We start from the raw sequence: 13271 nt of genomic DNA, 5'->3' as shown, positions 1-13271 counted from the left end.
ATCACGATCCTCCATTCATGAGATTGTCCAGAATGCTCAGAGCCGCCGGGCCGATCAGCACGATAAAAAGCGCGGGCATGATGAACAGGATAAGCGGAATGGTCATCAAAGCCGGGAGACGCCCCGCCTGTTCCTCTAATCTCAAAAGTCTTTGAGCCCGTGCATCCAACATCAAAGCGCGCAACGCGCCACGAAAGGGCGTGCCGTAGCGACCGGCTTGTGCCATCGCATTGGCGAACACGGACACCTCTGGCAAAGGCAACCGTTCCTCCAGATTGCGCCAGGCCTGTTCGCGTTCTGGCAACACCCCAAGTTCAACAACCAACTGTTGTAGTTCAATGGCAAGCTCTGGACATGCCGCATAGACCTCTCGCGCCACACGGCCGAGTGCGGGGACGGGCGCAAGCCCCGCTTCGCTCGTGATCACAAGCAATTCAAGCATGTCCGGGAAGCTGCGCCGCACTTTTTCAAGCCGTCGCTTCCGTTTGTGGGACAAGACAGCATCCGGTGCCCGTGACAGGACCAAAGCTGTTGCGCACACCACAACGATCGCGGTGAGGGGTTTGACCCCATCTTCAGAATTGAGTGCCAGCCAGAGCACCGACAGGATCACAGCGGCCACGGGCAGGACGAGCTTTAGAAAGGCGTAAATCAGATGCGCATCACGGCTGCGAATGCCCGCAGATTTCAAAAGAGCCGCCGAGGTTTCCGCCTCATCGCCCTTAACCACGGATACACGTTCTGCGGTCACTGCCGCCATCCGTCTCAAAATCTCTCCAGCTTTCAAGGATATGGGTTGAGAGACGACATCTTTGGTCTTTTTGCCCGCCGATGAGAGGCAGCGATCCAATCGACCGCGCCGTTTGCGATGGTCAATCAGAGCCAAGGCGATCAATTGCACAAGGCTCAGCCCAAGAATGAGCAAGAGTAGGAATGCGAGGCCCAAATATCCCATGTCAGACATCAATCCGGGACAGTTTGTACATGCTAAATATGCCCAAACAGAGGCTCAGAACCCCAACCGTCGCAAGCAAGAGTCCGCGAGAATCCTGGATCAGTGGTGCAAGATAGCCAGGGTTGAGCACAAAGATAATCAAGCCAATTCCAAAGGGCAGACTGGATAAAATCACAGCGCTGACACGGGTTTCGGCGGATAAAGCGGCGGCTTTCTTGCGCAGTTTACGCCGATCACGCAAAAGCACGGCAAGGTTTTCCAGCGTCTCCACAAGATTACCGCCCGTTTCTGCCTGCAAATTTGTTGCGACAGCAATGAACCGGGCCTCGGCCGTTGCAATACGATCCGCCATACTCGCAAGCGTCTCATCAAGCGGCCTGCCGACACGATGCTCATCGCGACAGCGCAGGAATTCTTCTTGTGCAATGCCTGAAGTGTGATTTGCAACGAGCCCTAGCGCCTCGCTGAGGGGTTGCCCCGCGCGCAATCCACGGGCAAAAACATCAAGACAATCCGGCAATGCCTCGGTAAACCGCCTGATCCTGCGCGCTCTCAGAACATCGAAAACAGCATTCAAAACAATCCATCCGCTCCCGAGCGAGATCAGCCCCACCAAAGGCTTAGAGAGCGGGGTTGTCATGGCAAGACCCACACATGTCAGGGCGGCGATGAGGCCCATGACAAGAAGACTGGACAGGGGTGACAGGGTCAGACCTGCCTCACGCACCCGCCGTTGCAAGAGCCCCTGAACCCCGGCCTGCCGTTGTTTCAGCGCCGCTTGGGCAACGGTATTGGTGGTTTGCGACACTCTTTTGCGCACCAGTTCCGAGGTCGCGCCCGGATGATCCGCGGAGTATCTCACAAGGCGCGCGCGTCGAATGCGACGGCTTCTGTCCGTGAGCATCAACCCAACCGTGCCGACCGTGAGGCAGCCTGTAAAAATCAAAAGGAAGAGAGCAGCGGAGGCGATCATCTTTAGACACTCACGATTTGGCGCAATTTGCCATCAAGACCGTGTTCAATCGCCCGATCAATAAAGCCCGGCGTCAACCCGCTGGACACAAATTGCCCCCGAAGTGTCTCGCGCCCCTGTGTGGGTTCAGGCACAAAGCGGAACAATTCCTGAAGGCTGATCACCGACTCTTCACCCCCCACAATCTCCGAAATGGATGTCACCCGCCGCACCCCGTCCCGCATGCGCGAAATCTGGACGATCAGATGGATGGCATCCCGAAGTTGTTGCCGCACGAAAACCGTCGGCAAGACAATCCCCGACATGGCGATCAAATTTTCCATGCGCGTCAGGGCTTCACGCGGCGTGTTCGCATGCAGCGTGCTCATAGAGCCGTCGTGACCCGTGTTCATTGCCTGTAACAAATCAAACGCTTCCTCGCTGCGCACCTCACCGATGATGATCCGGTCAGGACGCATCCGCAGGGCATTGCGAAACAGCGCGCGCATGGGCACCTGCCCCGTGCCCTCAATATTGGGCGGGCGCGTTTCCAAACGCACAACATGAGGCTGCTGCAATCGCAGTTCGGCCGCATCCTCAAGCGTGACAATGCGCTCATTCGCCGGAATTTCGCGTGAGATCGCATTCAACAGCGTGGTCTTGCCTGACCCCGTCCCGCCCGAGACAAGGAGATTGAGGCGCAATTGCGCGGCGATGCGCAGGAAGTCCGCCATCGGGCCAGAGAGACTGCCCCGGTCAATCAAATCAGAGAGTTTTAAGTCGTCCTTTGGGAATTTTCGAATGGTCATGGTTGGCCCGTCGATGGCCAGTGGCGGGATGGTCACGTTGATCCGGCTCCCATCCATCAGGCGGGCATCCACCAACGGCGTGGTTTCATCGACGCGGCGACCCACAGCGCCTACGATCCGCGTCGCGATCGTCAAAACATGATCATCGTCGCGAAACGAAATATCCGCCAATTCCAACTGACCGTGACGTTCGACGTAAACCTGCTCTGGTCCGTTGACCATGATCTCAGAAATGCTGTCATCTGCCAAAAGCCGTTCGAGCGGCCCCAATCCGAGCATGTCATCGACGACATAATCGACGAGTTCCGCGCTTTCGACACCATTCAGATCAAACCGCTGCGATTTACTGACGGACATGACCGCATCACGAATGGCGCCGCGTTGAGCCGCATATTGCAATCCGGCAAGGGCGCGCAGGTCAAGAAGCTCCATGATCTCAGGCGCAATCTTCGCCCCCAAACGCATGACACGTCTGGTGAACTCTGGTTGATAATGGGCGCGCGGTCTGGCGTCCGGCCCAGCTTGAGCCGGGGTGTCGTTTTGCGCCTCAGCCACTGACACCAGATGTTTCATCAACTCGCGTTGCATGTCTCGCGACAAGCTCTGTTCGGTCGTGTCCTGATACCAATCAATCGCCGCACTTACTGCATAAAGACCGGTGACCGCGCCATCGGCCAGCAAAGACCGCACGCGGGCTTCGATAACCGGGCGCACGGTTGCGATGTCAGTCGGGTATGAAACGGCCTCACTCATGGCTTACGCCCTTTTCTTCCACCAGGACGTTTGCCGCACTTTGTCTGCGTCGTGACCTTTGCACATAGCCTGTGCGAGGTGCGCCACACGGCGGGCATAGGCGCTGTTTGGGGCAAGGGATTGCACGGGTGTGCCTTTCACATACGCACGCGCAATGTCGCTCGCACATGGTGGCAATGCGCAGGAGACCGGCAGATCGAGGGCACCGGCGACTTCCTTGGCACTCAGGCCAGCATCCCGGCGGGTCTGTGTGAGCACAAGCCAAACCCGCGGCGCTGCACCCGCCGCATTCCGATTGATCAAATCCATCAAACGCCCCGCAGATCGGACGGCACCAAATCCGGGAGCCAGAACCAAAATGAGATCATCGACGACATCCAAGACCGGGTTCTTCTCGGCAATCAACCGCCGCGGGAGATCAATCACAGTGGTCGAAAACGTCTCTTTCAAAGAAGCCACAAGGCCGGACAGACCCATTTCGCAGTTCGACAGCAAACTCATGTCTTCGATTTCAGCCGAGTAGACGGACAGCCCCGGTTGAACCTCATGCATGGTCGCCTGAAGAAAAGTGCTGTCCACGCGTTCCGGTGTTGAAAAGGCTTCAAACAAGCCGGACGTGGTCTCAATGTCCAGATCAACGGCCAAAGAGCCAAAGGCCAGGTCGGCATCCAACAGCCCGACGGTCGGTGTCACCGCTCGCTCCCCGCCCGCTCTGAACGCCACCGAAAGATTGGCGGCCAAAAGACTGGCGCCCACGCCACCGGAGACACCACAAACGGCAATGGCTCTCCCATGCGTGCGTTTGGTCGCTGAGGGAATGGCCTCAGAGGTCAGAATATCCGGCAATGGACCCGTCGCATCCAAAGGCAGCACAAGGTAGTCCTTGGCCCCGGCGGTCAAGAAGGCGCGATATGTTGCCACGTCATTCTCGCGCCCCAACAGGATGACTTCGGTTCCATCCGCAACGATATCACGCACTGCTTCGATATTGGCGGCGAGCGAGGTCTCACCAAGCTCTGCAATCATCACATCGCCAAATGTGGTCATACCTGACAGGCGCGCCATGGTTTGAAGCGTTCCCGTGTGGACCGTCGCATTGCTGTCCAGTGTCGTCTGTCGTAACAAATGGACCACTGCATCGCGGCCCTCTTCCGTCGCGACAAACGCCTCGACGCGGCGCTCGGTCTTTGCGGGCTGGAACATCTGACTCATTGCTGATGTCCTTCAAGCGGCGCATCCCTAAGGGCCATGGTGGCAGTCATATCCGGTTCCAGGACATCACCCGGCTCGTGAATCATCGCAGCAAGATTCGCAGCGCTCGCACAGCCCAGATCGGTGATACTCGGTTTGCAATCGACGCGCAGACCTTGCGTTCGCGTGGCACGAATGACACCGGTTTGCCGGTATGACGGACGTGACCCAAAAGAGGTGTCCATGAGATACTGCTTTTTCGCGGCCGAACGTGCCAAAAGCGATTGCATCACAGCCTGACGTTCCGCATCAATTTTGGCTTGGCCGCTCGACGGGATCGTCACGATCAGAAAATCCCCGTTTTTCAACGCAAGCTGATTTAGAAACCCCGAGATCCGCTCGCGTTCTTGTGCGGACAATGAGGACGCTCCAGAGGCAAAGCGGAATTGATGCTGCGCTTCGACATAAGGGGCGGACAACCGTTGGGTGACACCGATTTGTGGCGATGGCGTGTCACAAGCGGCAAGGCACATCAGGACAAGGCCCGCCAGAATGGTTTTGGCTTTGGTCACAGTCATTGCAAAAGGAACCCCGCATTCCCGTTAATGTTTTTGACGGAGACAGGAGCGCTCTCCTCAATCGGTTCTCCTGCCGAAAAGGCCCCCAGCAAACTCCGATCGAGGCTGTTCGCCGGGGCGAAGTGATCCAAGGGAGTCTTGAATTTATCAGGCGACGCGGGCTCCACGATGTAGGGAGTCACAATGATGACCAGCTCAGATTCACCTTTTTGGTAGCTCGTCGACCGGAACAAGGCACCTAAAATCGGGATGTCGCCCAGACCCGGCACATCTTTGACATCCTGTTGCGTCGATGCACTGAACAATCCGGCGATGGCAAAGCTCTGGCCACTGCCAACTTCGATCGTTGTGCTCGCGCTTCGCTCCAGGATCAGCGGAAAGTTTTGGGTGTTCGTCTGGCTGCCGCTGGAAAAATCCAGCTCGCGGATTTGCGTCCGAACATTGAGTTTGATTTGATTGCTGCGCAAAACTTCAGGGAGGAACTCAAGCTCGACACCATAGGGTTCGAATTGAACCGTGGGGACATCTTCTGCTGTTCTCGTCTGGTAAGGAAAGCGTCCACCGGCAAGAAAACTCGCCTTGTCGCCCGAGCGCGCCGTTAGATTGGGCTCCGACAAAATGGTCACCAAGCCCTCGCCTTTCAGCGCCTCAAGCGTCACACCGATGTTGGTTCCACCTTTGCGAATGTTACCAGCAATCGAATAGCCGCCGCTGACCGCTTCGCCGCCAGTAATGCCCTGTCCCGACAAGGTGGACCACGTCACGCCAAGGTTTTCTGTGACGCTTCGCGATACCTCAGCAATGCGTACTTGCAAGTTGATTTGCGGCGGGGTTTCAAGCGCGAGGCTGTTGATCAAAGCGGTCTCGGTCCCCGCCAGTTGTCGCACCACGGATTCAATCTGTTCGGCATCAGAAATCGTGTTGACCTTACCGCTCAAAACGACCGCGCCACCCACTTCAGAGACGGCGAACTTTCCCGACGGGAGTGCGGCATGGGCGGCGCGGCTCATCGCGTCCATATTGTAAGAGACCTTCACGACACTGCTCAGAGTCACCTCTTCCTGATCGTCGATGACAAAAAGCGTCGTCTCTCCAATCGCTTTGCCATAGATATACAAAAGTCTAGGGGACTTGATCTCGATATCGGCCACATCCGGGTTGGCCAAAAACACCGTTTCCGCTGGGTTCTCAAGTTTGATCAATTTGCCCTGTCCAGCAAAGAGAGTAACGTCACGGTTGCGGGTTTCTACCAGCGTTTGCGCGGCACTTGGCATCGCAAAGCCGATCAAAAGCGCGCACAAACACACATGACGGAGACCCGCGCACATGCGTTTCAAAATCTTAGGCGTTTGAAAGAAATGCATTAATCACCTTGAATGGATGGAACGGCGACAATGGCCGCCTCTGATGAAGTCTGCGGGCGACCGATCTCACCCGGCTCAATGGCATCCGCGACGGTGAGGACATTCATCCGACTCTCCGCGCCACGCACGACCGCAACACTGCGACTGTTGATCGGCGGCAGGGGTTTCGTCGTTTCACCGGAAATCTGAGAGGAAAAGATTGGGGTGTCATCGGCAATGATCGGCGCATTCCCCTCTTCTCCGCCGCTCAGAACCAGCATCAGATCCCCCATCTTCTGGGCGAGGACCAAAACTTTTGCCCCGTCCGGCGTGAGCTCAAATGTGACGATTTTTGGCGGCGCTTTGGGTTCGACCGGCTCGCTCTCCGGGGCCTGCTCGGGAATTTGATCCGTGGCAATAATACGCACGTTGCGCAAAACGGTGCGGATCGCGATCAGATCGTCTTCCAAGGCGTAAGACAGCAAGATGTCGACCCGGTCACCATTCCGGATCAACCCTGCCACAGAGGTTTCCGCCGTTACCGGCAGAGCGATCGCGCGCATGCCTTCGGTCAGCCGCAGAGCCGAGGCGCTTGTGTGCACTTGTGGCTCGGCACCAGAGACTGCCGTTTCGGGTGGCATCAAATCTTCGGCCACAAAGGGCGTGCCACTTGGGACAGTCCGCGCCACAGTCAGCACGGAAAGAGCCGCTTGATTGGCCGGGCTGTCGACAAGAAACCCATCGTGGACTTGATCGGCGGCCATCTCTGTAAATGTGTAGCCTGCGGGCGTGACTTGTGTCCCGGCAACAACGGTATGAGCCGCGACCAAGACACGTTCGGTCTTGGTTTGAGCTTCCATTTGGGGCGGCTGCGGCGCGACGGTTTGGTCTTTTTGCAAAAGCCCAAACCAGACCGCCGCGCCCGCCACCAAAGTGGACGTTGCCAAAACCATGGTCACGCGCCCGGACAGTCCCAAGCGCGACATCATATCAACAACTGGTGGTTGCAGTAGCTACACAAGAAGGATCAGCAAGTTTATCGTTTACAGTTTGAAAACCCGTGTTCACGTTTTGACCAAGAGTGTAGACGGTCCCAATAATCACGGCAGCGATCAGAGCGGCAAACAGGCCATATTCGATAGCCGTGGCACCGTCCTCTTCACGAGTGAAACGTTTTGCTAAGGCTTTTGCAGGCTTGAAGAATTTCATCTGTGCGTTCTCTCCGAAAGTCTTGTGGACGGGGTGATTCATGGACTCATGCTCACCACATTGATATTTTTGACCATGAAAGTGTCGAAAGGATTAACGACACCATATGGAATAACTTTAGAGATTTAAGGCCATCCTTTTGCAAGGATTAAAGCAATTTAATTTCAATTTTCAGAAATTATGCGCAATATTATACATCCTTTATAATGTATTTATACGACTTATAGGATGTCTGAATACATCACTAAGAATTGACTTTAAATGATGTGTGTTGAATAAATCTGGCGTCGTCCAGCACCACATCCCCTACACAAGGTGGATATACCTATCCTGATTCTCCGCCATACGTTTGCCAACCACAGCTAAAGTTATGCCGTAAACGGCCGCTTTGCGGCATACCTATCCAAGAGCTTTTCAGGTTCAGCTTACAAAACCTTGAGCGTATTGAGCCAACGGGACAGATCGCCAAAGTCTGAATCCCGGCGCGATCCTTTCAGGAGGATGAAATCCCCCTCTTTCACGGCGCCTTTGAGAGTGGTAAAAAGCGCGGGCGCACTCGAAAAATGCGGCCCCAAAACGGCCTCCGGCAGCCTCTTTCGCAGATGCCGCATCTCGTCTCCATGCGTCAGAACAAGAGTCGCACCCGATGCCAATAAGGGCGCAGCAAGCGTCTCGTGCAGCGTCGCCGCCTGATCGCCAAGATGGACAATGCGCCCGAGCACTGCGATTTTCCGGCCCGCCACCTGCTGTCGCTCAAGTTCAGTAAAGGCATTCAACATCGAAAGGATTTCGGCGTTCCAACTGTCATCCAGCACCCGCACCTTATGCCCGCCTAAGTGACAGACATACTGAACCAAACGCCCCTCTTCCGGTCTGTATGTCTCCAACCTTTGAGCGCTGTCCTGCACATCGCGGCCAAGCGCATGAGCAACGGCGAGGGTTGCGACTGCGTTGTTCAACATGCCCTGACTGACAAAGGGCAGCGTCACCTCATGGGTCTGACCCGCCAGCACCACCGTGAGCCGGGTCGATCTGCCCTCAGTGATCTGGTCCAGCACACGCAAATGGGCGTTCGGGCTCGGCCCAAAGGTCAGGACCCGGCTTGCATGTTGGGTTGCCTTGGCATGGATGGTCTCAAAATGCGCCAAATGGTCACCGATCACGGCAATCCCACCCGGCATCAGCCCATCGAAAACCCTCGATTTCCAACGCGCCACATCCTCGGTTGTCTTGATCATCCTGTTGGTTTGTGACAGGCCAATTTCCGTGATCATGGCGATGGTGGGGCGCACCCATCGGGTGATTGGACCACGGTTCATCCAGAGCGCCGATTGTGCAATTTCGAGCAACGCGGCCTGATGGTCGGGCGCAAGGCTGGACAGTTGGATCGGCACGCCAACACGCGAGTTATAGTTGTCCACGCTTTTCAGGGCACATCCGGGATCAAACAGCGTTTCGAGCAACCCGAGGGTTGAGGATTTCCCAACCGTCCCGGTCACGGCGATCACCGGCCCCTGAAACCGCTGACGGGCCGCAAAGCCCAGCTCCATATGGGCCTTGATCGGATCATCAACCAGCAGTTGCGGGAAATCACTTGGCACATCGGCAACGGCTTTACTGACGATCGCCCCGGCCAAACGATGGACATTCTGCGCCACCACCGGATGGCGGTCCCCAATCGTTTTGGTCGGCTGGGTCGTACCTTCGTGAAATGCGCGCTCGCGATTGGTGTGGGCGACAAACAAGACCGGCGTGTCTCGCATATCAATATGTTTCTGACCATTGACCACAGAACGCACGAACCAGCCTTTTTGCGGGGCGGTCAGCCACCGCCCTCCGGTGATCGCCTGAAGCTGCTCCGCCGTCCATGTTTGGCCCGAAGGGCTGTCAGACACCAGATCAGGGAACTGGGTCCGGTAGGACAAGCTCAGCGAAGTGTCCGTTTGTGTCAACTGCACCGGAACCAGTTTTGGATGAAGATAGCACTGCGTATTTGGCGCCCGACCCAATACGCGAATTTCCAATTGTAACGGTGCATTACTCAGGTGTTTTAACGGCGGCGGACGCAGACCAAAATGGTCTCTATAAATCCGCCCGGGAGTCCAACGACGGGTGGGAAGCATCCAATCGCACGGATCATGATCCATGCCGCGGCCCCACTCCACCAAAGGCCCCTGCCCGCGAGGAATCGCCGTATAGCTCAACCGAAGGTCTTCAGAGATCGGGACGTCACTGGACCACCAAGTCTCAACCCAAAGCATCCGCCGATGCGTGATATGTTGCGGGGTCAGGCGCACCCCTAATAACGTCAAACCGTTTATTTTCAACGGCTTGATCCGCGCCCCCTCGGGCACATACGGAACCTGCCCATACAGTGTATCGACCTCATAGGACTGCAAAACCTCAACCGGATAACACCTCGGTAGCGCATCCGTTTGAGCCACAGGTTTGTCCGCCTCTGACCGTGGGACGAGTGGCACATACGCCCGGTCTTCGTGACACGTTAGTGTCGTACCGATGCTTTGGCATTTACTTTGAAACCGCTGTATCACACCGCGCGCAGCATCCCCACGCAGGCGTTGGCTAAAGCCAAATCCAACCCCGATGGGGATAAATTCAACCCACTTCACGCCCTCTGGGCTCAAGCCCAGCCGGAACACCCCGCCGTCAGAAAACTGACTGCGAATGGAGTCGAACAGAAGATCGCCCGCGTCATGGATGATCGGCTTGGCCTTGTAGATTTCGATGCCTTGCAACCGATGCGCCGAGGCACCAAGCACGGCATCCGCCCCGGCATCAATCAAGGCATGGCCAACTGCGATTTCATCGTCATCCGGTGCGGGCGCATTGTTCGCCCCCCAATGCACGGCGATTATGGCAAGATCGGCTTGTTTTTTGGCCTCGGCGATGCGCGGCTCAAACTCCTCTCGCCACGCGTGTGGATCATCCAACGACACATAGGCGGTGCCCGGCGTCTCATCTGTTGCGGCAAACCGAAACTGGGTCGCATCGACACTAAACAACGCCACACGTACCGCGCCAGCGGTACAAAATGTGGGACGAAAGGCCTCGTCTCGGGTGCGCCCGCTGCCAGCGTAGGCAATGCCAAGCGCGCGGAGGATGTCCTGTTGCTGCATCAACGCTTGGGGGCCGTAATCCCCGCTGTGGTTGTTGGCCACGGCCACCGCGTCGATGTTTGCCGCCGTCAAGATGTTCAACATTTCAGGCCGGGCACGGTAATAATACGGCCCCCCTTCGCCCTTGATCACACCTTGTGCGCCGAGCGAGCTGACAACGCATTCCAGATTCACGATCGACAGATCGGCCGACTTAAGCTCGGGAATATCGAGGACCTGATCATACCCCAGCTGCTTTGATCTGTAATGTTGACGACGCCCCAAATTGACGTCGCCCCCCCAAGCCAAAATCGCGGAGGCGCTCATGGGCGACGTCCCCCCCACGTCTAGCACATGCTCTGCCTGTTTCGGCGAGTCTGCCACGTCTGAAGGGCGGTTTTCATCTCGCAAATAGTGCAGAAGATAGGCCGTATAACCCGACAGGTAATGTTCGACATCGTCGATCCTCACCCGGAACCCGTGATGGCGAATGAAAAAACTGCCCAATATACGTTGGGGGTTTTTGAAATACATCGCGATTTCCGGCCAGAAAAACCCGTTCATCAGGTAATGCGCGCGCGTTTCGAGAGCCCGGTAGAACTTATCCAGATCAAGATGTTTCAAAAGCGGGCGGTGCGCCTCACTGGCCTGTAATCGCACAATCATCTTATGCGCGGCCATCATCAACTCAAGCAGGGTGGGAAAGGTCGTGATGCGGTCAATCACAAAATCCAGATGCCCGACCACGTTTTGGATGCCAAACCGGAAATAGCGCTCCTCCGGCCGATACAGAGTCAATTCGTTGACGCAATAACTAAGCCAGTGATCGTGACTTTTCCAATGCTGTTGTGCGATAAAGTAATCGAACGCCTTTTCAACCGTTTGCAACCACCGCGCGTCTTTGGTCAACCCATAAAGCCGCATCAATCCAAAAGCGGCCTCCCCATCATAATATATGATCCGAAAGGTTTCTTTGACGCTGAGATCCGTGGAATTGAGCACATGGGGCAGTTGCCCGGTCTCTGGGTCTTGGACCCGTCGGATGCCCTCCGCCAAGTGGTCCAACAGTGACAGGTGGCTCTGATCGCCCGTCAATTCGGTGTATTTGACGAGCGCCAGAAGGGCGACGGCACTGCCTCCCAGCTTGAATTCATTGTTCAGGTCTTGCAGATACGCGACCTCTTTCCCATCCGGCAAGGTAAACCGACGAATGAGGTTTTGGGTCATGAACCGAAGCGCGCGGTCAATCGCGGCCTTGACCCCCGCGTCTCGTGTGACCTCCCACGCCTCCAACATGGAATAGATCGTGCTGGTATGGCGCAGGGTGTTATAGGCCTTAATCTCCCGATCAAAACACGGATGAAGCCCATAGACAAACTGGCCCTGTTCATCGACTTGGGCCGCCAAAAACCGACTGGATTGCGCGATCATGCTTTCGACAGTGGTTTCGTCGAGATCCGTCACAACCCTGCGCCCGGTGTCCCGCCCTTCGGCCCCGCCGCAAAAGCCGTGCAGCCGGATCGGACCATGGTTGGGCTGCAAAAGGAAAGCCTGGGTCGAAAACAAACGGATCTGATGCGCGGGGTCTTGAGGCAATTGGAATCCCGCGCCAAACCGTCGGCGTCCATAAATGTTGAAATTCTTTTCGTTCACACCGGCCTGTTCGACGGTGCCGCCAAGATACAACATCGCGTTGGCATTGAGTTCCTGCTCTAAAAACGCCTGTTCAAATCCACGATCAAGCGCGAGCCCATAGCGAAAATAACTCCGCTTGCTGTTCTCAAGCGCCAATTGGCAGTGGTGCCATGTCAGGTCCCATGTTTGATCGACCCAATCCACTCTCAGCCAACGGATCGACGGGCATGGATTGGCCAAAGCCCCCCGCCATGCCTCTACTTTTTCCCAGATGTCCGCCAGATCGCGCCCAACGAAATGCACGACCTCTGCGCGTTTGGTGCCGTCACTCATGGAGAAAAAGAGGCGCAGCGGGGCTGACGCTGGCGATTCAACGCCAGAGGACACCACCGCATAGGTCAAAGCCGCTTTGGCCTGCGCCAAAAGCACGGTCAACGGGGCTTTGGGATGGCGTGCAAGCGGCGACATCAACGCGTAGGGTGTGTCAGTCTTGCCCTGTCGAGCGTCTGCTTTTGGCACGTTTCGAGACCGCTTTTTCTTGCCCATCGCATACGCCTTTGTATTGGCTGTCACGCAGCATCTCACCGCACAACAGTGAGACTCTAAATCATCCTATAGGCCGGATGAGGTCATCCCACGGATCACTTGGTACAAAACACACCGCTCAGGGTCAACAACCCGCCCCCAACGCGCCAGGCGTTAGGAGCGGGCGATCTCGGGATGTCTTGCG

At 56.4% G+C, this 13271-nt stretch carries 9 protein-coding genes; all 9 read right to left on the bottom strand.

Annotated features, from left to right (window positions below; all coding sequences use genetic code 11):
* Position 1 precedes the first annotated feature (1 nt).
* Positions 2-964: a type II secretion system F family protein gene (locus tag C8029_RS13695; protein ID WP_226946338.1), complete on the bottom strand. Its 963-nt coding sequence runs from the start codon at positions 962-964 to the stop codon at positions 2-4.
* Positions 957-1859 (bottom strand): type II secretion system F family protein, encoded by a 903-nt coding sequence (locus C8029_RS13690; protein ID WP_226946337.1) that lies wholly within the window; start codon positions 1857-1859, stop codon positions 957-959. The genes C8029_RS13695 and C8029_RS13690 overlap by 8 nt, the downstream gene beginning before the upstream one ends.
* A gap of 71 nt (positions 1860-1930) precedes the next feature.
* Positions 1931-3469, bottom strand: coding sequence for a TadA family conjugal transfer-associated ATPase (locus C8029_RS13685; RefSeq protein ID WP_009572504.1), 1539 nt, complete (start codon positions 3467-3469; stop codon positions 1931-1933).
* Between the two features lie 3 nt (positions 3470-3472).
* Positions 3473-4681: a CpaE/TadZ family protein gene (locus tag C8029_RS13680; RefSeq protein WP_009572503.1), complete on the bottom strand. Its 1209-nt coding sequence runs from the start codon at positions 4679-4681 to the stop codon at positions 3473-3475.
* Entirely contained in the window at positions 4678-5238 is a 561-nt protein-coding gene (locus C8029_RS13675) for a hypothetical protein (RefSeq protein ID WP_009572502.1), read from the bottom strand. The genes C8029_RS13680 and C8029_RS13675 overlap by 4 nt, the downstream gene beginning before the upstream one ends.
* A complete protein-coding gene (locus tag C8029_RS13670; RefSeq protein ID WP_100220113.1) occupies positions 5235-6566 on the bottom strand; it encodes a type II and III secretion system protein family protein in 1332 nt (443 codons plus the stop codon). The genes C8029_RS13675 and C8029_RS13670 overlap by 4 nt, the downstream gene beginning before the upstream one ends.
* 35 nt (positions 6567-6601) lie before the next feature.
* A complete protein-coding gene (cpaB, locus tag C8029_RS13665; RefSeq protein WP_040402471.1) occupies positions 6602-7570 on the bottom strand; it encodes a Flp pilus assembly protein CpaB in 969 nt (322 codons plus the stop codon).
* 1 nt (position 7571) lies between these two features.
* Positions 7572-7790 carry a Flp family type IVb pilin gene (locus tag C8029_RS13660; protein ID WP_009572497.1) on the bottom strand — a complete coding sequence of 73 codons (219 nt, stop codon included), beginning with the start codon at positions 7788-7790 and terminating at the stop codon, positions 7572-7574.
* A 425-nt stretch (positions 7791-8215) separates the two neighbouring features.
* Positions 8216-13087, bottom strand: coding sequence for a CapA family protein (locus C8029_RS13655; RefSeq protein WP_226946336.1), 4872 nt, complete (start codon positions 13085-13087; stop codon positions 8216-8218).
* Positions 13088-13271: the final 184 nt, after the last annotated feature.

The organism is Roseobacter sp. TSBP12 (assembly GCF_009129705.1).
GTDB classification, from domain to species: domain Bacteria; phylum Pseudomonadota; class Alphaproteobacteria; order Rhodobacterales; family Rhodobacteraceae; genus Celeribacter; species Celeribacter baekdonensis_A.
This window is presented reverse-complemented; position numbering and strand designations above follow the sequence as displayed.